Raw genomic sequence first — 19,702 nt, 5'->3', positions numbered from 1 at the left:
GGACAGCCTGGGGGGATTCCGCCGCTCCCCGCCCCGGGGTCGGCGCCGTGTTTCGAGGTGATGGCGTATCTCCCAGGCCCTGTAGCGCTCGTCCCGAGTCGCTTCCCGGTGTTCCGCCCCCAATCGTGGCGGAACTCCGACGTGCGTCCGGACGGCGGTGTCCCTCGGCCCGGGCCTCGCCACACACCTTTTCGTCGTTCCCTGTTCCTCGCCCTGTCGGCGTGCGCTCCCGCGCCGCCCCCGGGCCGGTCGGGGTGGGCGGGGCCCGGCCTGGTGGGAGCGCCGCTCGCCGACCTCGCCCTCGCCCGGATCCCGGAGCGGCACGCGGGTTCGGCCTCCGGGGTCTTCAACACCGCCATCCAACTCGGCATCGCCGTCGGCACCGCCCTGACCGCGCCGATCCTCTTCGACCGGCTCGACCCCGCGGAGCTGCCCGCCGGGCCCTCCGCGCGAACGCTGCTGACCGGCGTCTTCGCGGACGGCCTCTGGTACACGATCGGCGCCCTCGTGTCCATGGCGGGCCTCGCCCAACTCCTGCTTCACGGGGGACCGGCGAGGAGCGAGGCCACTCCCGCGCGGTAGGGCCGACCGCCTGTTCGCCCGCGATACGGGACGGTATCGTCCGGGATGTGGACAGGTGTTGCGCGGGGCGGAACGCCGCCGACAGGATGGGGCCCATGGCCCCCTCCCTCACCTCGCGTCGTCACGTGGATCTGCTGCGTGTGTCGACCATGCTGTGTCGGGCCTTCTCCCGCCCCTCGCCCGGCTGTTGATCCGCCGATCCCCTGATCCGCTGATCCGCCGGCGCCCCTGAGGGCTCCCCGCGCCCCCCGGCCCGCTTCCCGTTCCCTTCCGCACCGCCTCACCGCCCCCGCGCCCGTGCGCGTGGCTCCGCCGCGCCCGGACGGCGGGTGCGGCGCGTTGCCGTCCCGTCGAGGTCCCCTCATGTCGCACCACCCCGTCCTGTTCCACTGGTTCCTGCCCACCGGCGGTGACGGCCGTCATCCCGGCGGCGCCACCGTCGTGCAGGGGCGCACGGAGGCCGCCGTGCGGCGTCCGGCCGACATCCCGTACCTCGCACAGGTGGCGCGCGCCGCCGAACAGGCGGGTTTTCACTCCCTGTTGACGCCGGTGGGGCTCGGGTGCGCCGATCCCTGGATCGTGACGACGGCGCTGGCCCAGCACACCAGCCGGATCGGGTTCCTCGTGGCCTTCCGGGCCGGTTTCGCCAGTCCCACCCTGATCGCCCAACAGGCCGATTCCTTCCGCCGGTTCGCGGGCGGCCGGATCGCGCTGAACGTGGTGACGGGCGGTGATCCGGCCGAACAGCGGGCCTACGGCGACACCCTCGGACACGACGAGCGCTACGCGCGCACCGAAGAGGTCATGACCGTGCTGGGCGAGCTGCTGGCGGGGCGGGAGGTGGACCACGAGGGCGCGCACCTGCGGGTCGCCGGCGCCCGCCTGGCCGATCCGGAGCTGCGGCATCCGGTGCCCCTGTACTTCGGCGGCGCGTCCCCGGCGGCCGAGGAGGTCGCGGCTCGCCGGGCCGACGTGCAACTGCTGTGGGGGGAGCCGCCGGCGGCCGTCGCGGAGCGTGTGGCGCGGCTGCGGGAACGGGCCCGGGCGGTGGGGCGCACGGTGCGGTTCGGGTTGCGGGTGCACGTGATCAGTCGGGACACGGCGGCGGAAGCATGGGCGGAGGCCGATAGGATCCTCGCCGGGATCGACCCGGAGGCGGTACGGGCGACGCAGGAACGTTTCGCCCGCATGGATTCCACAGGTCAGGCCCGAATGACGGCGCTGCACGGCGGCGTCGCCGACGCGGCGCGGCTCACCGTCGCGCCGAACCTGTGGGCGGGCGTCGGGCTGGTCCGGGAGGGCGCGGGCACGGCGCTGGTCGGCTCGCACGACGAGGTGGCCGCGCGCCTGGCCGAGTACCGGGCGCTGGGCATCGACGAGTTCGTGCTGTCCGGGTACCCGCACTTGGAGGAGGCGTATCGGTTCGGCGAAGAGGTCGCGCCCCGGTTCCGGGCCCTGACGGCGGAGCCGGCCGCGTGAGCGCGCTGACGACGGCCCCGGCCGAGACCCCGGCCGCCCCGGCCCCCGACGGCCCGGGAACGCGGCGCGCGGATTCGCCGGCGCGGGCGCGGTGGCGGCTCGCCGTGCGCTGGGGGCTGCTGCGGCTGCTCGCGTTGGCGGTGTTGCTGGCGGCGTGGCAGGCGGTGGTGTCGGCCGGGGTGTGGCCCCGGGTGCTGGTGCCCTCGCCGGGCGAGGTGTGGCGGCAGTTCCTCCTCGCGTCCACCATGCACGACGGGGTGCGCGGCTACGGCGGGCACCTGCTCGTGGAGCACCTGGGCGTGAGCCTGGGGCGGATCGGGACGGGCTCGGCGTACGCCGTCCTGGTGGGGGTGCCGCTGGGCCTGCTGCTGGGGACGGTGCGGCCGTTGGCCGTGGTCCTCGAACCCGCCGTGACGTTCCTGCGGACCCTTCCCCCGCTCGCCTACCTGTCGTTGCTGGTGATCTGGTTCGGCATCGACGAGGCGCCGAAGATCTGGCTGCTCGTGATCGCCGCGCTGCCGCCGATCGCGGCGGCCACGGCGGCGGCGGTGCGCGCGGTGCCCGGGCACCTCGTGGAGGCGGCCCGGGCCCTGGGCGCCGGGCCGGTGTCCCTGCTCCTGTCGGTGCGCCTGCCGGCGGCGCTCCCGGAGATCCTCACGGGCGTGCGGATCGCCGTGGGCGTCGCGTACACCTCGGTGGTCGCGGCCGAGACGATCAACGGCGTGCCCGGCATCGGCGGCATGATCCGCGACGCCCAGCGCTACAACCAGACGGCGTTGGTGATCGCGGGGATCCTCGCGATCGGGGTGTCCGGGATCGTCCTAGACGCGCTGCTGCGGCTGCTGGAGCGCTCGGCGGTGCCGTGGCGCGGCCGAGCCTGAGCCCGCCCCCCATCCCCATCCCACCCCGCCCCTCCCCCTTCCTTCTCGCTGTCCTCACCCTTCACACCGGAGATCCGTCATGCCCAGAAACCCGTCCCGACGCACCCTGCTGTTCGCCGCCGCCCTCGCCCTGACCGCCGTGGGCGCGACCGCCTGCGGGGGTGGTGGGGACACGGCCGAGGGCGGGGACCGGCCCGTGGTCCGGATCGCGTACCAGGCGATCCCCAACGCCGATCTGGTGGTGAAGAACCAGGGCCTGTTGGAGAAGGCCCTGCCCGACGTGACGGTGAAGTGGGTCAAGTTCGAGTCCGGGGGCGACGTGAACACCGCCGTCATCGCCGGCGCCGTGGACCTGGGCCTGGCCGGTTCCAGCCCCGTGACCAAGGGCCTGTCGGCGCCGCTGAACATCCCGTACAAGGTGCTGTGGGTGCATGACCTGATCGGGGACAACGAGGCGCTCGTCGCGAAGTCCGGGATCGGCTCGGTCAAGGACCTGGCGGGCCGCAAGGTGGCCACGCCCTTCGGGTCGACCGCGCACTACTCGCTGCTGGCGGCGCTCACGGCGGCCGGAGTCGACCCGTCGAAGGTGTCGATCGTGGACCTCCAGCCGCAGGACGCCCTCGCGGCCTGGAAGCGCGGGGACGTGGACGCGGCCTACGTGTGGACGCCGACCCTGGGCGAGCTGAAGAAGGACGGCAAGGTGCTCGTCAGCAGCCGGCAGCTCGCGGAGCGGGGCAAGCCCACGGCCGACCTGGGCGTGGTCACGAACGCGTTCGCCGCCGCCCACCCCGAGGTGGTCACGGCCTGGGTGAAGGCGCAGGACGCGGCGGTCACGCAGGCCCGCACGGAGCCGGACCGGGCCGCGAAGTCCATCGGGGCGGAGCTGGGGCTGCCGGCCGACGAGGCGAAGCGGCAGCTGGCGGAGCTCGTGCTGCTCGACGCGAAGGAGCAGGCGGGCCCGGAGTACCTGGGCACGCCCGGCAAGCCGGGGAAGCTGGCGGCGAACCTGCGGGACGCGGCGGAGTTCCTCAAGGGGCAGAAGGCCGTCGACGCGGTGCCGGACACGGCGGTGTTCGAGCGGGCGCTCGCGGTGGAGGAGCTGGCCCGTGCCGCGCGCTGACGACGGGACGGGTGCGGGCGCGGCCGGTGCGGGCGCGGCCGGTGCGGGCGCGGCCGGTGTCGCGGTCGTGCGGGCCGAGCCGGTCGTGGAGCTGACCGGGATCTCGGTGCGGTACGGGGCCGGCGAACGGGCGGTGACCGCGCTGGCCGACGTGGACCTGCGGGTGTCCGCCGGGGAGTTCGTGGTCCTGGTCGGGCCCTCCGGCTGCGGCAAGACCAGTCTGCTGCGGGTGGTGGCCGGATTCGAGCGGCCCTCCTCGGGCCGGGCCTCGGTTCGGGGCGCGGCGCCCCGGCCGGGCGCCGGGGCCGGGGTCGTGTTCCAGCAGCCGCGGCTGTTCCCGTGGCGGACCGTGGGCGGGAACCTCGCGTTCGCGCTGGCCCGGCACGGGGTGCCGCGTGCGGAGCGGGCCGCCCGGATCGCGGAGCTGCTGGAACGCGTGGGGCTGGCGGGGCTGGCGGATCGGCGGACCTGGGAGTTGTCGGGCGGTCAGCAGCAGCGGGTGGCCATCGCCCGCGCCCTGGCCGCCGAACCGGAACTGCTGCTGATGGACGAGCCGTTCGCCGCCCTCGACGCCCTGACCCGGGAGCGCCTCCAGGAGGAGGTGCGGGCGCTCGCGGGCCGCTCGGGGACGACGGTGCTGTTCGTGACCCACTCGGCCGAGGAGGCGGTGTTGTTGGGCTCGCGGGTGGTGGTGCTGGCGGCGGGCCCGGGGCGGGTGGTAGCGGAGCTGCCGGTCGATCTCGACCGGGACCCGGACACGGACGTCACGGCCCTGCGCTCCTCCCCCGCCTTCACCCGCCTGCGCACCCGTCTGACCGCTTTGATGCGGCCCTGAATCGGGCGCCCTCGTCATGGGTTCACGGGGTGGGCGGGGGCGGTTCGAGGGCGGAGATCTCGGCGAGGGAGAGGCCGAGTTCCTCGTGGAGGAAGCGGACCATCGTCCAGTGCGGCAGCGCGCCCTCGTCGAAGGGGCCGAACGCGGCGACGTAGGGCGGGATCCAGCGCAGTGCCTCCTCCGCGCCGCGTCGCCGGTCCGGGCCGCCGCCGCGTACCGCCGTGTCCGTGTAGGCGGTGTAGGCGATGCCCCGGTGGTGCACGAAGAAGCCTCCCGGCAGGCGCTGTTCGCACAGGTCGCGGTATTCGCGGGTCTGGAGGATGAGGTGGTGCCAGACCTCGTCCACGGCCTGTTCCACCGGCAGGAACAGGCCCGCGAGCCGGTCGGGGTGGGCCGAGACCAGCCACAGGTAGCGCAGGGCTTCCAGGACGCGCCGTTCGGCGACGGCCCGGCTCGGTTCGGGGTCCGGATCGGCTGCGAGGGCGGCCCCCACCGTCTCCTCGTGCAGGTCGGGGTCGAGCAGCGCGCGCAGTGCCTCGGGGGTGACGGGCGGGGCGGTGGGGGCCAGGGGTGGGGTCACGCGGTGTCTCCTCGGGGGGTGCGGCGCAGCCACGGGTACTTGCCGGAGGGGCCGATCGGCAGGTGCTCGTGGTGGGCGAGGGTGGTGGGGCGGCCGATGAGGGCGCCGACCGCCGTCGCGAGCCGGTCGGCGGGCCCGGCGGGTGTGGGGGCGCCGTCGAAGGTGGTGTGCCGCAGCACGGCCCGAGTGCCGCGCGGGGCGTCGTCGGCGGGCAGGTCGAGTCGGGCGAGGAAGGTGCCGGGGGCGTGTTCGGCCACGAGGGCGTCGAGGTCGCCGTGCGCGACGGGGCCGTCGGGGCCCGCGAGGAGTTCCTTCTCCCGGCCGCAGAAGGAGACGATCCGGGTCGGGTCGGCGCTGCCGTCTTCCGTGCGCACGCAGTCGCCGGACCGGTAGCGGACCAGGGGCATGTGGGGGTTGCGCAGGCTCGTCACGATCAGGCTGTGGATGCCGCTGCCCGGGGCCACGGGCAGGAGTTCCACGCTCATGTCCGCCAGGTGGGGGTGGTAGCGGCCTTCGCCGTCACCGTGGAAGAGGTAGCCGAGTTCGGTGCTGCCGAAGAGGTCGACGACGGGGCAGTCGAAGTGTCGGCGCAGGTACCGGCGGACGGTGAGCGGGGTGTACTCGTAGGCGTGGACGATGCTCGCGGGGCGCGGGAACCGCGCGGGGTCCCACAGGCCGAGGGCGCGGGCGTGCCGCACGAGGTGGGCGAGGTGGTAGCCGGAGCAGTCGAGGTGGTAGGCGCCCTCGGGGTGGGCGGCGGCGACCCGGCGGATCTCTGCGAGGATGCGGACGACCTCGGCGCGGTCCCAGTCGCGGCCGGGGTCGAGGCGGCGGTTGAGGTAGACGGTGCGTTCGTCGAGGCGGCGTTCTTCGAGGGTGAGGTGTTCGATCGCGGCCGGTCCGGGGCCTTGGTCGGGGCCTTGATCAGGGCCGGGGTCGGGGTCGGGCGTGGGATTCCCGGTGCGCCGGCGGGCGTTGACGCGGGCCACGTGCTCGGTGGCGAGGACGGTGGTGAGGGAGACCCGTTGGCAACCGGCCCGCCAGGTCGCCGAGATGGCCGGGTGTTCGCTCCACAGCCGGTAGTAGGAGTGGAGCAGGAAGTACGGCGGCCGGATGAGCCGCATCCGGGCGTGGTTGGTGCCGGTGGACAGGACGTATTCGGCCTCGCCTGCGGCGAGGGCGGCGGCGAGTCTCGGCGTCATCCAGTTGTCGGGGAAGCCGCAGGCGATCTCGGGTTTCTCCAGGACGGGGAAGTGGCCGCGGTCGAGGGCGGGGCGGTAGAGCGGTATGTCGCGGACGAAATCGACGACTTCGGGTGCGGGCCAGGCGCGGCCCTCGGGGCCCGGGTCGTCCGTGCCGGTGGGGTTCATGGCCGGTTTCCGGTTTCGGGGGCGGGGTGGGCGGGGCTGGGTGGGGGGACAGGGGTGCGCGGGGGTGCCCGCGGGGCCGGTTCCGCGGGAGGGTCCGGCCCCGCGGGTGGCTCAGGATATGCAGCCGGACTTGCCGGCCGGGGCCGCGCCCCGGGCGCCGGTGTGCGCGCTGATGCAGCCGCTCTTCGCGGCGGTCGTGGTGGGCGAGTTGGCCTCGGTCCAGCGCTGCCAGACCTCGTCCGTCGTGAGCCTGCGGATGACCTGTTCCACGGGTGCCTCCGTTGAGGGGGGTGGTTCACGGGCTTTCGGGTTGCTCGCGGCGGTTCGACACCTTGTGCGGTGTTCGCCGCCACGAGAAACGTAAAGCGATCACCAAGAGAAGGTCAATGGATCACCAAGAGGCTGACCGGAATCCGTCCGTGACGGGCCGAACACACCCCCTTGCGACCGGCTCAGCCCGGCGGGGCCGCCGTCGTGGGCGCCGGTTCCCACGGTTCACGGACCCGGACCGGCGAGGACCCCACGTCCCGCCGGCGCGCCGCCCACCCCTCCAGGGCGGTCCGGCAGGCGTGGTCCAGATGCCGCAGGCCGCTCAGGTCCAGTTCGACGGGCCGCTCCTCCGGCAGCGCCTCCAGTGTGTCCAGGATGTGCGGCAGGCGCAGGAAGGTCGCGTTGCCGGTGAGACTGACCACGGCCCGCCCGCCGCTGAGTTCGCGGACGGAGACGTGCACGTGCGAGGTCTCCCACGCGGCCTTCACCACGGCCATCAGCAGCCCGAGCAGCACCCCCTCGAACATGTTCGTCACCACGATCGCCACGGCCGTGACCAGCAGGATCACCGTCTCGCCCCGGTGCGCCCGCCACAACGCGGGAATCGCGGTGAGCGGGATCAGCTTCACCCCCGCGTGGATCAGCACGGCGGCGAGCGCGGCCAGCGGGATGACCCCGATCGCGACCGGCAGCAGCGCGGTGAACAGCAGCAGCCACACCCCGTGCAGGATCCGGGACAGCGCGGTGCTCGCCCCGGCCCGGACGTTGGCCGAACTGCGCACGATGACCGCCGTCATGGGCAGGGCGCCCAAGGCCCCGCAGACGGTGTTGCCGACCCCCTGCGCGAGGAGTTCGCGGTCGTAGTGGGTGCGCGGGCCGTCGTGCATCCGGTCCACGGCGGCCGCGCTGAACAGGGATTCCGCCGAGGCGATCAGGGTGAAGGCCAGGACCGTGCCCAGCACCGCGGCCGAGCCCAGGCCCGCGAGGTCGTCGAGCCCGGGCGGGCGCACGGCGTCCAGAAGACCGCGCACCTCGACCCGGGGCACGTCGAGACCGAGCGCCAGGACCCCGGCGGTGGCCAGGGCCACGGCGGCCAGCGGGGCCGGCACGGTGCGCAGCACGGCCGGGACCCGGTGCCACAGGACCAGCACGAGGAGGGTGAACACGCCCACGCCGGCGGCGGTCAGGGCCGCCCGCGACCCGGCCGTCTCGATCACCAGGGCGGGCAGGCCGAGGATCTTGTCGAGTCCGGAACGGGGCTGTCGGGCACCCGCGAGGGTGTGCAGCTGGCCGACGATCAGCACGAGGCCGATGCCGGCGAGCATGCCCTGCACGACGGAGACGGAGATGGCGCGGAACCAGCGGCCGCAGCGGGCCGCGCCGAGGCCGACCTGGAGCAGACCGGTGGCCAGGACGATCGCGCCGAGCATGCCGAGGCCGAAGTCGGTGACGGCTTCGAGGACGAGGACGGTCAGGCCGGCGGCCGGGCCGCTGACCTGGAGGGTGCTGCCGGGCAGCATGCCGACGACGATGCCGCCGACGATGCCGGTGATCAGGCCGAGTTCGGCGGGTACGCCGGAGGCCACCGCGACGCCCACGCACAGGGGCAGCGCCACGAGGAAGACGACCAGGGAGGCCAGGGCCTCGCGGCGCAGCAGCGCGGGTCGGCGCAGGGCGGTCAGGGCGGTGCTCAGGGGCGTGGGGTGGGGGTCGGGGCCGCCGGGTGGGGCGGTGCCGGTGGGGGCGGGGGTGCGGGGCATGGCTGTGGTGTCCCGTTCGTCGAGGGTGTGGGGCCCGGGGCCGTGCGCGGAGGTGCCGGGGCACGCGTCGGGGCACGGGCGGGGCGGGCCGGGGGTGGGGCGGGACGCGCGAGCGGTGCGCGCGGAGGGTGTCGCCGGGCCGGTCAGAGTCTGCTGAAGACCGTGCCGTCGCCCAGGTCGGGGCGGTGCGCGCTGACGACGCCCGTGTGCACCTCGTAGTACCAGGCGTGGAGGGTGAGCCGGCCGGCCGCGAGCCGTTCGCGGACGCAGGGGTAGGCGCGGAGCACGTCGACCTGTTCGAGGACGTGGGCGCGGACGGCGGCGGCCACGTCCGGGCGGTCGTGGTCCGGCGCGGGGGCGCGGACGGCGGAGCGGGGCGGGACGGAGCGGTCGAGCCAGTCCCGCACGGCGGGCAGGGCCGAGAGGTCCTCGCCCCGGGCCACCGCGCCGACGGCGCCGCAGTGGGAGTGGCCGCACACGACCACCGATTCGACCCCGAGGGCGCGCACGGCGTACTCGATGGTGGCGGCCTCGCCGCCGGTGGGGCCGTCGTGGGGGTACGGGGGGACGATGTTGCCGGCGGTGCGGAGTTCGAAGAGTCGGCCGGGTTCCGCGCCCGTGATCAGCGTGGGGACCACGCGGGAGTCGGAACAGGTGATGAAGAGGGCCTCCGGGGCCTGTCCGGCGGCCAACGCGCGGAAGCGGTCGGCGTGTCGGGGATCGGCCACGTGGCGCGTGGGGAACGCGCGGGCCTGGTCGATGAGCGATTGCATGAGGGCCTGCCTCCTGCGTCCGGCGGTGGCCGGGGCGCGGTGTGGTCGGGTCGGGTCGTGCGCGGCGATCGGCTCGGGACGGGTCCGGAAGGGGGAGCACGTCCGGAACGGGGTGGTGGGGGAACGGCGTCGGTCCCCGGGAATCCGTTCGACGCGTTCGGTCGTGCCGGCTGCCGCGAATTCAATTTACCAAGGCATTACCAATCGGTGACAGATGCAATTCTCGCCACGCGTTACTCGCCACGACGGCGGCACTCCGCCGGACGCCTGCGCCCGGAATGATCAACTCCGCTTGACTCGTGCCGATTTGAGGGCACATGGGGGCATGAAAGGGCGCGATAAGCGCGCACGCCGGGCGCGTGAGACGGGTGCGCTCCGGGCGATTTCCGGCCGAGGAAAGCCGTGCGGCATTCAACTGTTCGACGAGTGAATTTCGGAGATTTGCGGCCGCGAGTCGCCGAATGTTCGAACGGAATATGCCAGAACGCGTGTGCGGGATTCCCCCGCGAGCGCCTCGGCGGCCGGTCACGGGCCCGGAAGCGGAGGCCGGGGACACCGCGACGGGCCGCGCTCCGCCCCCACCCCGCCCCCATCCGGGGACGGGGGCGCACCGCCCTGGGGTGGGGTCGGTTCCGGGCACATCCCCACCCGCGGTGACTGTGGGCGCGGGGACCGGCTCGCTAGCGTCGATGACACGCCGGCGGGCGTCCCGGCACAGGGCCGCCCGCCCGCGCCGGGAGGCGGGGACGGACCCGCCCCGACCACACGGGGGATCCACCATGCGCACCGCTCACGAATCAGCCCGCACCGGCCGACGGAGCCGGCTCCTGGGGGCCGCCGCCCTCGTCGTCCTCGCCCTGACCACGGCCGCCGCCTGCCAGAACGGCGAGGGCGGACGCGACAGGGGCACCGTGCCCTCCCGCTCCGCCGACGCCCCCGCGCCCTCGGGGAGCGCACCGGGCACGACGGCACCGGACCCGACGGCGCCGGGGTCCCCGGCGCCCACGTCCGCGAAGCCCGCGCCCCCGTCCGGCGGGACCACCGCCCCGAGCCCGGGCCGGGGCACGGCGAGCCCCGGCAAGGGAGCGGGCTCGGGCGGCTCCGGCGGCGGAGGGAACGCGGCCCCGCCGTGCACGGGGGCGAACCTGTCGGTCACCTCGGCGGCCGAGCGACAGGACAGCCTGCGCAACCTGTTCCTCACCGCCGCCAACACCGGCCGCACCACCTGCACGCTGTACTTCCACCCCCTGATCCGCTTCGATTCCCGGCCCGAGGAGGCCGTCCCGATGGAGTCGGAGATGGTGCCGGTCGTGCTGAAGCCGGGCGAGAGGGCCTACGCCGGGGTGCGGCTCTTCCGGGAGGGCGAGGGCAAGGACGTGCCCACCGACGCGGTCACCTCCATGACCCTGCGCTTCCACAGCGCCGAGGCCAACACCGTGGTCGGCAAACCGTTGAAGGTCGCCTTCCCGGACGGCGGGAGCTTCGTGAACATCGACGCGAACGTCTCGGTCACGTACTGGAACCGGAGCCTGGAGAAGGTCCGGAAGTGGACGTTCGCGGTGCACTGAGCGCGCGGGCGATCGGCCGGGCGTGAGCGGCGCGCGGGAGGGAGTCTCCACCCGTGGGTGGAGAGAGGGACTCCACCCGTTCTCCACCCGTGATCAACCCTGGCGCCGATGCCTCCGACCTGGGGTTCTCCGTACCTTCGAGGAGGAGTCGGAGAGCGACGACGGGATCGCCGGCGGTTCTCCTTCTCCGCCCCGTCCCCGTAGTCCTCTCCGTCCCTCCCGGAGGTTTCCGTGTCCGCCTTCAACATTCTCGTGATCATCGCCGTCGTGGCCCTGATCCTCGTACGACAGTTCCGGCCCCAGCGCTGGGACCCCTCGCGTCGCTGGTGGCTGGTGCCCGTGGTCCTGGGCGTGTTCGCCGTACGCGGCGGCGGTCTGATCGACTCCGGGCACACGGGGTTGTCGATCGCGCTGCTCGCGGCCGAGATCGTCACCGGTGCCCTGATGGGCGTGGGCTGGGCCTGGACCACACGGGTGTGGAAGGCCGAGGACGGCAGCGTGTGGACCCGGGGCACCAAGGCCACGGCGGCCGTGTGGGTCGGCGGGCTGGTGATACGGCTGGGGTTGGCCGGTCTCGGTGTGCTGCTCGGTCTCCACCTGGGCACGGGCGCCATGCTGCTCGCCCTGGCCGCCTCCCTGTTGGTCCGGTCGGGAGTGATGGTGCTGCGGCACCCGGAGGTCCACGCGTCGTACCGTGGTCGCGACGCGGCCGTCGGCCGGCGGTCCGCGACCCTGCCGGAAGGACCGGGGCTGCGGTGACGGCGAACATCTGGACCGGCTGGCCCTCGATCGAGGCGCTGACCCGTCAGCCCTCGACGCGGGCCCGGCGTGGCCTGAACCTGGCGATCCGTCTGATCGTGGCCGGGGTGCTGGTGTGGTCCGCGGTGGGTGACGCGCACGGTCCCGGGCGGCTCGCGTGGATCGGGATCGCGGCAATCCTGATCGGGTGCGCGGCCCTGGTCCGGGTGTACTGGCGGACCACACTGGCGCACCGGTTGGGGCCGGCCATGGCGGCGATGCTGCCGCTGTTGGCCGCCGGTCCCGCCCTCTCGGCCCTGGGGTGGCGCACCGGGGCGGTGATCGTGTGGTGCTGTTGCGCGCTGATGGCGCTCCGGCGGCTCCCGTTGGCGGCGGCCCTGCCGTGCACGGCGGTGGCCCTGGCCGCGTACGCCTGGTCGAGTCCGGCGACCTGGCCGACGATCCTGTCCACCGCCGCGGGTCTCGGACTGGTCGGGTACGTGCTGCGGCTGGACGCCGAGGCCCGGGCCACCACGGCCCGGCTGCTGGCCCAGGAGCGGGCCCTGCTCGCCGGGGAGCGGGACGCGGCGCGGGCCCGGGCCGAGTCGGCGGCCCTGGAGGAGCGGTCCAGGATCGCCCGGGAGATCCACGACGTGCTCGCCCACAGCCTGTCGGCACAGCTCGTGCACCTGGAGGCGGCCCGGATGCTGATCGAGCGGGAACCGCCCGGGGAGTTCCGCGACCGGGTGCTGGAACGGGTGGTGCTGGTGCGGGGGCTGGCCCGGGAGGGGCTGACCGAGACCCGGCAGGCCCTGTCCGCGCTGCGCGGGGACCTCACCCCCCTGGAGGAGTGGCTGTCCGGGCTGCTGGACCCGGCGGGCGGGGGCGGCGGCTTCCGGGCCCCGGAAGGGGTGCGGGTGACGGGCGAACGGCGGGAGTTGCCCGCCGAGACCTCGCAGGCCGTGCGACGGGTGGCGCAGGAGGCCGTGACCAACGTGCGACGGCACGCGCCGGGGGCCGAGGTGACCGTGCACCTGTCCTACCTGCCGGACGAGGTGCGCCTGGAGGTCCGGGACGCGGGCGGCGGCGGTGGTGGTGGTGGCGGTGACACGGGAGGGGCCGGGGCCGGCTACGGTCTGGTGGGGATGCGGGAGCGGGCCGAACTGCTCGGCGGATCCCTGGAGGCGGGCCCGTGCGAGGACGGGTTCGTGGTCAGCTTGCGGGTGCCGACGTGAACGGGGCGGAGACGATGGGCGTGGAGCGGTCGGGGTCGGACGGCGGGCGGGACGGGTCCCCCGTGCGGGTGGTCGTGGCGGACGACCAGTCCGTGGTCCGCGAGGGCATCGTGATGCTGCTGGGATTCCTGCCCGGGATCGAGGTGGTGGGGGCCGCGCGGGACGGCGTGGAAGCGGTGGAGCTGACGGCCGCGCTCGCGCCGGACGTGGTGTTGATGGACCTGCGGATGCCGCGCTGTGACGGCATCGAGGCGACCCGACGCATCCGCTCCGAACACCCGGGCACCGAGGTCGTGATCCTGACCACCTTCGCCGACGACGACTCCCTCTTCCCCGCGCTGCGGGCGGGGGCCCGGGGCTACCTCACGAAGGACGCGGGCGGGGAGGAGATCGCCCGCGCGATCACGGACGTGCTGGCCGGGGAGGCGGGGTTGGCGCCCGGCATCCAACGCCGGCTGCTGGAACGGGTCACCGGCGCCGTTCCGCCGGCGGCGGCCCCGGCGTCGGCCCCGGTGGAGCCGCCCGACGGGCTCACGGCCCGGGAGGTGGAGGTGCTGCGGCTGATCGCGGACGGGCTCGGCAACCCGGAGATCGCCCGGGCCCTGCACATCTCCACCGCCACCGTGAAGACGCACGTGAACAACATCTTCGCGAAGACGGGGGCCGCCTCCCGTGCCCAGGCCGTGCGGTACGCCTACCACCACGGCCTGGCCGTCCTCGGACGATCGGAGGAACGGTGACCGCGGGGCGCGGCCCGGCCCTCCCGGGGGCGGGAGGGCCGGGCCGGCTGATCGGGGGCGGGTCAGAGGGCGTTGCCCAGGCGGCTGGTCAGCAGGCGGGTGAACCGGGCCGGGTCGGGGAGTTCACCGCCCTCGGCGAGGAGGGCGCCGCCGTGGATCAGTTCGGCGATCTCGGCGAGCGCCGGATCGGCGGCGTCCCGGGCGTGGGCCTCGCGCAGGGCGGTGACCAGCGGGTGGGTGGGGTTGAGCTCCAGGATCCGCTTCACCGGGGGCATCTCCTGGCCCATGGCCCGGTACATCTTCTCCAGGGTGGGCGTCATGTCGTGGGCGTCACCGACCACGCAGGCCGCCGAGGTGGTCAGGCGCGTGGACAGCCGGACGTCCTTGACCTGCTCGGACAGGGCCCCGCGCAGCCACGGCAGCAGGGCGGCGTACTCCTCCTCCCGGGCGGCCCGGTCGGTGTCGGCGGCCTCGTCCTCGGCGGTGTCCTCGTCGAGGTCGACCTGCCCCTTGGCGATGGACTGGAAGCGGTGCCCGGAGTACTCCGGCACCTGCTCGGTCCAGACCTCGTCGACGGGGTCGGTGAGGATCAGCACCTCGTACCCCTTCGCGACGAGCGCCTCCATGTGGGGGGAGTTCTCGACGGTGGCGCGGTTCTCGCCGGTGAGGAAGTAGATGGCGTTCTGGCCCTCCTTCATCCGCTCGACGTACTCGGCGAGGGTGGTGGTCCCCTCCGGGTCGTGGGTGGAGGACGCGGACACCAGGTCGAGCAGGGCCTCGCTGTTGTCGGGGTCCTCGATGAGCCCCTCCTTCAGCGCCCGACCGAACTCGGCCCACAGCGTCGCCCAGGTCTCCGTGTCCTTCGCGCGGGTGTCCTTCAGGGCGCCCAGGACCTTCTTGACCAGTCGGCGGCGCACCCCGCGGATCTGCCGGTCCTGCTGGAGGATCTCGCGGGACACGTTCAGGGACAGGTCGTGGGCGTCCACGACCCCCTTGACGAACCGCAGGTAGTTCGGCATCAGCGCGTCGCAGTCGTCCATGATGAACACGCGCTTGACGTACAGGTGCACCCCGGGACGGCTGTCGCGGGAGAACAGGTCGAAGGGGGCGCGGGAGGGGACGAACAGCAGCGCCTCGTACTCGAAGGTGCCCTCGGCCCGCATGTGGACGGTCAGGGCCGGGGCGGTCGGATCGTGCGCGAGGCCCCGGTAGAATTCGTCGTACTCCTCCTGGGAGACCTCGCTGCGGGGCCGCGCCCACAGGGCCTTCATCGAGTTGAGGGTGACGGTGGCGGGCTCGGCGTCCGCGTCGGACCCGGAGTCGGTGTCCGCGTCCGGGTTCGAGACGGGCCGTTCGGCGGCCATGGTGATGGGCCAGCGGATGAAATCTGAATATTGCTTGACGATCTGGCGGATCTTCCACTCGGCCAGGTAGTCGGCCAGGCCGTCCTCGCCGTCGGCGGGCTTCAGGTGCAGGGTGACGGAGGTGCCGGTGTCCAGGCCCTCGGCGGACCGGATCGTGTAGCTGCCCTCGCCGTCGGACTCCCACCGGGTGCCCTCGTCGGTGCCGGCCCGTCGGGTGCTCAGCGTGACCCGGTCGGCGACCATGAACGCCGAGTAGAAGCCCACGCCGAACTGCCCGATGAGGGTCTGCGCCGCCTCCGCGTCCCGGGCCTCGCGGATCTTCTCCAGCAGGCTCGCGGTGCCGGACTTGGCGATGGTGCCGATGAGCTCGACGACCTCGTCACGGGACATGCCGATGCCGTTGTCCCGGACGGTCAGGGTGCGGGCCTCGCGGTCCACCTCCAGCGAGATCCGCAGGTCCTCGGTGTCGGCGCCCAGGTCCGGGTCGGTCAGCGCGGCCAGTCTCAACTTGTCCAGGGCATCGGAGGCGTTGGAGATCAACTCGCGCAGGAAGATGTCCTTGTTCGAGTAGATCGAGTGGATCACCAACTGCAGCAACTGGCGTGTTTCGGCCTGGAATTCCAGCGTCTCGACACTGCTGCTCACGAATCTTCTCCTCGGATCTGTCACGGGTGGTCCGCCCGGTGCCGTCGAGCCTTCGACGTCACCGAACGCAAGCCATCGTACGAAACGGGTGACGCCCGTGCGGGCCGTACCGGACGGTCCCGGGCGCCCGACCCCCGTGACGACGGTCACCGCATGCGCCGGGCCCCACCGGGTACGCGGCGCCCTGTCGGCCCGACCGGGTCGGGCGCAGCGAGAGGACGGGAGCGGGAACGTGACGAACAGCGGCACGAGCACGAACACGACGGACACGGTGGCGGCGGAGCTCCGGGCGGCTCGGGAGGAGATCCTCACCGCGATGGACCGGCAACGGCGCGAGATGACCCAGGCCATCACCCCGGAGGGCGGACCGCGGGACTCCGTCGACGTGGCGAGCGCCGACAAGGACGCCATCGTGCTCCAGACCCTCTCCGAATCGGAGACCCGCACCCTGGCCCGGATCGAGGTGGCCCTGGACCGGATCGAGGCCGGCACGTACGGGGTGTGCGCCGACTGCGAGCGCCCCATCCCGGCCGCGCGCCTGGCGGCGATGCCGGCCTCCGTGTTGTGCGTGGAGTGCCGGCAGGCCCACGAGGAGCAGGCCGGCTGACCTCACCGGCCGAGCACCCCGACTCGACGGTCGGCGTGGGAGGCCACATCGGGCGGGAGAACACAACGTCGACAGGGCTCTCCGGGGCGGCTACCTTCGCCTGGTCCGGCGCTCGAACCGGGCCCCCACCAGGCATCCGACCAGGGAGACACCCATGCCCCGGCTCGCTCTGTACACGTTCGGCACCCTGAAGGCACCCCTCGCCGATCCCTCGCCCCTCACCCGTGCACTCCACGACAGCGGCGCGGAGGTCTACCGCCGCATCAGCCGACATCCCGGCTACCTCGGCCACGCCGAAGCGGCCGACGGCGCCCGGGGCACGCACTTCGACCTGGACTGGGGCGCGTGGGGGGAGTTCGTCGTGCCGTCCTGGTACGCCAAGGGCCGCACGGCGCAGGCCACCGCCCTGGCCACGACCCTCTCGCTCTGGACCGAGCTGCGGCACGCCTTCGACGCCGTCCACACCGGACCGCACCGGGAGGCGCTGGCCAGGCGTCACGACTGGTTCGAGCGGGCCGAGCACCCGAAGCACGTGTTCTGGTGGGCCGCCGAGGACACCACACCCACCTGGCGGGACGGGGTGTCCCGGCTGGAACACCTGCACCACCACGGCCCCACAGAGCACGCCTTCACCTTCCGCCACTCGTTCACGGCGAGCTGAGCAGCGGCTCCAGTTCGGCGTCGGTAGCGGGCCGGAGGGTGGCCAGGACGCGGCGTGCCGGGCCGAGCGCGGCGGGCTCGCGCAGGCTCACGACGTGCACCAGTCCCGCCCGGCGCAGGCGCAGTTCCCGCACCGGCGCTCCCCCGCCCCCGTACGTGATCAGCAGTCGGCCCTCGCCGTCGTCCACGCAGCGGACCGGGTCGCCGAGGGGCACGGGGCAGCCCCGGGCGTCGGCCCGCCGGGTGTCGTGGCCCTCGCGTTCCACCCGCAGGGAGAACCCGGGGCCGCCGCCGTCGCTCGTGTACTCGACGCCGAACGCGTCCTCGCTCGCGCCCCGCACGTGCGCGGTGTGTCCCGGAGGCGCCTCGCCGATCCGGGCCAGGGCACGATCGACGCGGTGCGAGGTCAGCCACGCGTCGAGGGTCGGCGGCCGGGACGCGGTCCACGCGGACCAGCCCACACCGGCCGCGAGCACCGCCGTCAGGGCCAGGGCGCTCGTCCGCACCCGGGTGCGGGGGACGAAGAACGCGGCCACGAGCGCGCAGGCGGTGCCGCCGACGAGGAGGTGGGACGGGCCGGAGCCCCCCGACCGGGCCGCGGCCCGGTCGAGCAGCACCGCCCCGAACGCGGCCGCCGCACCCGCCACGTGCACGAGGACCGCCCAGGTCCACAGACCGCGCACGCCGCGCGTGAACGGCACGTGGGACCGGGCGGCCGACCCGAGCCACGCCGTCAGGGCCACCCCCGCGCACAGGGCGAGCAGCGCGACGGCGACGACCACGCCAAGATCGTCGCCGAACAGGGACGCGAGCAGCAGGATCGTTTCAGCGCCGGTCAGCACGCACCCGAGCACCCACACGGCCGCCAGGTGCACGGCAACCGCGCGCCCCGACCCCTCGTCCTCCCGCGCCCCCGCGCCCCGCCGCGCCTCTTCCGTCCGCCGCGCCCGCCCCGCCCGTTCCGTGGAGTCCATGCCCGTGATCACGCCGCCCCGCACGGCCTCGGTTCCGCGCGACACGGGGGCGGACCCCACCTCAGGCCGGGGCGACGACCGGCTTGAGGCGCTCCGTCGGGCTGCCGAAGGCCAGGAACAGGCTCCGCCGCGCGATCAGCCACGTGCCGTCCACCTTGCGGAAACGGTCCTCGTAGTGCCCGACGTTGACCGGCGGCCCGGAGAGCGGGATCGTGCCCGGCTCGTGGCCGTCGACGCGGTAGGTGGCGAAGTAGGTGGTGGCGTGGGCGGTGTGATCGGAATCGAGGGTGACCCGGAGGTTGGTGCAGACCCGGCGCGAGAGCCGGTCCGCGGGGCGCGAGCCGAAGTACGCGCGCAGGGCGTCCCGACCGGTCGACCGCCGCCCGTCGTGCGCCCATTCCCACACGCCGTCCTCGGTGAACAGCTCCGCCACGTCCCCTGGTTCCCCCAGGTCGAGGTGGTGCACGAAGTCGAGGATGACGCGTTCCATGGCGCGTTCCGCGAGCAGGCGGTCCAAGGGCTGTGATTCGGTGCCGTTCATGCGCCCGAGGGTTTCAGGACCCCGCCCGCCCCGGCAACCGGTTTCCGCCCGACTCCCGCAGGCCCGCCCGCTTCGCGCGCAGCTCGCGCCACAGCAGGCGGACGGCGGCGGGTTTGCCCGGGGAGGCCGGGCCGCGCAGCAGGGCCGGCCCGGCGGCCCGCGCGGCCCGGCTCGTCAGCGCGTCCACGCCGAGCAGGCAGCGCACCATGGGCCGGTGCGCCGGCGGCACGAGGTCCACCACGGGCCGGCTCGCGAGCAGCCCGGCGTCCACACGGTCGAGGAGTTCGGTGAGCAGGGCGCGCACGGCGGGGGTGTCGGCGCCCGCTTCGAGCTCGGCGCGGGTGACCCCGTGCCGGGCGAGCGTCGCGGTCGGCAGGGTGAGGCGGTCGTCGGCCAGGTCCTCGGAGAGGTCGTTGACGAAGTCGAGGAGTTGGGCGGCGTCGATGTACTCGCGGCAGGCCGCACGGAAGGCCCCGTCCGGGTCCTCTGCGGGACCCAGGACCCCGGCGACGACCATGAACCCGGGCAGCGAGTACGCGTCCACGTAACCCCGGTGGTCGGCCTCGTCGGTGAACCCGGCGAAGTCGAGGTCGACGGGGGCCGCGTCGAGGTGGGCGCGGACGTGAGCGCGCAGGGACGGGTGGGCGGCGGCGCTGTGCAGCAGGGGTCGCAGCTCGGGGTGGTCGGTGCGGCCGGTGTCGAGGGCCTCGGTGGTGTCGCGGGCCCAGCGCGCGGCGGCCTCGTGGCGGGCGTGCGCGGGGCCGCTGTCGAGGAGGGTGTCGGTGTGGTGCATGAACGCGGCGGCGGCGATGACGTGCGGCAGGGTCGCCAGGGGCAGCAGCACGCGGGAGGCGAGCGCGACCTCGCGCCGGTAGCGCGTGATCCGGCGCAGTTGGCGCGTGTAGTCCTCCCGCAGTCGCGGGTCGCGGATGCCCGCCGCGTCCATCGCCCGCCGCCAACCGCCCATGCGCCCCGCCCCG

Annotated in this window: 20 protein-coding genes; 11 read left to right on the top strand and 9 right to left on the bottom strand. The window is 74.3% G+C overall.

What is annotated here, in order from left to right:
• The first annotated feature begins 273 nt into the window (after positions 1-273).
• The 5 genes from ACN20G_RS33180 (at position 274) to ACN20G_RS33160 (ending at position 4,897) form a co-directional block, all read left to right on the top strand.
• Complete coding sequence (locus tag ACN20G_RS33180) at positions 274-582, top strand: hypothetical protein (protein WP_424216948.1); 309 nt, start codon at positions 274-276, stop codon at positions 580-582.
• Between the two features lie 363 nt (positions 583-945).
• Positions 946-2,061: an LLM class flavin-dependent oxidoreductase gene (locus ACN20G_RS33175; protein ID WP_424216947.1), complete on the top strand. Its 1,116-nt coding sequence runs from the start codon at positions 946-948 to the stop codon at positions 2,059-2,061.
• 5 nt (positions 2,062-2,066) lie between these two features.
• Entirely contained in the window at positions 2,067-2,942 is an 876-nt protein-coding gene (locus ACN20G_RS33170) for an ABC transporter permease (protein WP_424217436.1), read from the top strand.
• 79 nt (positions 2,943-3,021) lie between these two features.
• Complete coding sequence (locus tag ACN20G_RS33165; RefSeq protein WP_424216946.1) at positions 3,022-4,062, top strand: ABC transporter substrate-binding protein; 1,041 nt, start codon at positions 3,022-3,024, stop codon at positions 4,060-4,062.
• A 67-nt stretch (positions 4,063-4,129) separates the two neighbouring features.
• Positions 4,130-4,897, top strand: a complete 768-nt coding sequence (locus tag ACN20G_RS33160) for an ABC transporter ATP-binding protein (RefSeq protein WP_424217435.1) — start codon at positions 4,130-4,132, stop codon at positions 4,895-4,897.
• 22 nt (positions 4,898-4,919) lie between these two features.
• Here the strand turns inward: ACN20G_RS33160 and ACN20G_RS33155 are convergent, their stop codons facing one another.
• The 5 genes from ACN20G_RS33155 to ACN20G_RS33135 form a co-directional block, all read right to left on the bottom strand.
• A complete protein-coding gene (locus tag ACN20G_RS33155) occupies positions 4,920-5,477 on the bottom strand; it encodes a hypothetical protein (protein ID WP_424216945.1) in 558 nt (185 codons plus the stop codon).
• Positions 5,474-6,847 (bottom strand): hypothetical protein, encoded by a 1,374-nt coding sequence (locus ACN20G_RS33150; protein ID WP_424216944.1) that lies wholly within the window; start codon positions 6,845-6,847, stop codon positions 5,474-5,476. Before ACN20G_RS33150 ends, ACN20G_RS33155 begins: the two co-directional genes overlap by 4 nt.
• A gap of 111 nt (positions 6,848-6,958) precedes the next feature.
• Positions 6,959-7,117 carry a hypothetical protein gene (locus ACN20G_RS33145; protein WP_424216943.1) on the bottom strand — a complete coding sequence of 53 codons (159 nt, stop codon included), beginning with the start codon at positions 7,115-7,117 and terminating at the stop codon, positions 6,959-6,961.
• A gap of 182 nt (positions 7,118-7,299) precedes the next feature.
• Complete coding sequence (locus tag ACN20G_RS33140) at positions 7,300-8,877, bottom strand: SulP family inorganic anion transporter (protein ID WP_424216942.1); 1,578 nt, start codon at positions 8,875-8,877, stop codon at positions 7,300-7,302.
• A gap of 143 nt (positions 8,878-9,020) precedes the next feature.
• On the bottom strand, positions 9,021-9,650 hold the full coding sequence (locus ACN20G_RS33135) for a carbonic anhydrase (RefSeq protein WP_424216941.1): 630 nt from the start codon (positions 9,648-9,650) through the stop codon (positions 9,021-9,023).
• Positions 9,651-10,429: 779 nt separating this feature from the next.
• On the opposite strand from ACN20G_RS33135, the gene ACN20G_RS33130 reads away from it, so the two are divergent.
• The 4 genes from ACN20G_RS33130 (at position 10,430) to ACN20G_RS33115 (ending at position 13,931) form a co-directional block, all read left to right on the top strand.
• Positions 10,430-11,218: a DUF4232 domain-containing protein gene (locus ACN20G_RS33130; protein ID WP_424216940.1), complete on the top strand. Its 789-nt coding sequence runs from the start codon at positions 10,430-10,432 to the stop codon at positions 11,216-11,218.
• Between the two features lie 231 nt (positions 11,219-11,449).
• A complete protein-coding gene (locus ACN20G_RS33125) occupies positions 11,450-11,977 on the top strand; it encodes a DUF1453 domain-containing protein (protein ID WP_424216939.1) in 528 nt (175 codons plus the stop codon).
• Positions 11,974-13,191 carry a sensor histidine kinase gene (locus ACN20G_RS33120; protein WP_424216938.1) on the top strand — a complete coding sequence of 406 codons (1,218 nt, stop codon included), beginning with the start codon at positions 11,974-11,976 and terminating at the stop codon, positions 13,189-13,191. Before ACN20G_RS33125 ends, ACN20G_RS33120 begins: the two co-directional genes overlap by 4 nt.
• A 14-nt stretch (positions 13,192-13,205) precedes the next feature.
• The gene (locus ACN20G_RS33115) at positions 13,206-13,931 is read left to right on the top strand and encodes a response regulator transcription factor (protein WP_424217434.1); all 726 of its coding nucleotides are present in this window, start codon (positions 13,206-13,208) and stop codon (positions 13,929-13,931) included.
• A 62-nt stretch (positions 13,932-13,993) separates the two neighbouring features.
• Here the strand turns inward: ACN20G_RS33115 and htpG are convergent, their stop codons facing one another.
• Positions 13,994-15,940 (bottom strand): molecular chaperone HtpG, encoded by a 1,947-nt coding sequence (gene htpG, locus ACN20G_RS33110; protein ID WP_424216937.1) that lies wholly within the window; start codon positions 15,938-15,940, stop codon positions 13,994-13,996.
• Between the two features lie 232 nt (positions 15,941-16,172).
• Between htpG and ACN20G_RS33105 the strand changes: the two genes are divergently transcribed.
• Both ACN20G_RS33105 and ACN20G_RS33100 read left to right on the top strand, forming a co-directional pair.
• Positions 16,173-16,547, top strand: coding sequence for a TraR/DksA family transcriptional regulator (locus ACN20G_RS33105; RefSeq protein WP_424216936.1), 375 nt, complete (start codon positions 16,173-16,175; stop codon positions 16,545-16,547).
• Between the two features lie 154 nt (positions 16,548-16,701).
• Positions 16,702-17,208, top strand: coding sequence for a DUF3291 domain-containing protein (locus ACN20G_RS33100; RefSeq protein WP_424216935.1), 507 nt, complete (start codon positions 16,702-16,704; stop codon positions 17,206-17,208).
• Here ACN20G_RS33100 and ACN20G_RS33095 read toward each other — a convergent pair.
• The 3 genes from ACN20G_RS33095 to ACN20G_RS33085 are packed head-to-tail and all read right to left on the bottom strand — an operon-like array spanning position 17,195 to position 19,689.
• The gene (locus ACN20G_RS33095; RefSeq protein WP_424216934.1) at positions 17,195-18,226 is read right to left on the bottom strand and encodes a hypothetical protein; all 1,032 of its coding nucleotides are present in this window, start codon (positions 18,224-18,226) and stop codon (positions 17,195-17,197) included. The two genes, ACN20G_RS33100 and ACN20G_RS33095, sit on opposite strands and share 14 nt — an antisense overlap.
• A 16-nt stretch (positions 18,227-18,242) precedes the next feature.
• Positions 18,243-18,722 (bottom strand): nuclear transport factor 2 family protein, encoded by a 480-nt coding sequence (locus tag ACN20G_RS33090; protein ID WP_424216933.1) that lies wholly within the window; start codon positions 18,720-18,722, stop codon positions 18,243-18,245.
• Positions 18,723-18,735: 13 nt separating this feature from the next.
• Complete coding sequence (locus tag ACN20G_RS33085) at positions 18,736-19,689, bottom strand: phytoene/squalene synthase family protein (RefSeq protein WP_424216932.1); 954 nt, start codon at positions 19,687-19,689, stop codon at positions 18,736-18,738.
• Positions 19,690-19,702 lie beyond the last annotated feature (13 nt).

It is taken from the genome of Streptomyces dryopteridis, assembly GCF_049606955.1.
GTDB lineage: Bacteria > Actinomycetota > Actinomycetes > Streptomycetales > Streptomycetaceae > Streptomyces.
The sequence above is the reverse complement of the archived record's forward strand: the minus strand, read 5'-3'. Positions and strand labels throughout refer to the sequence as shown.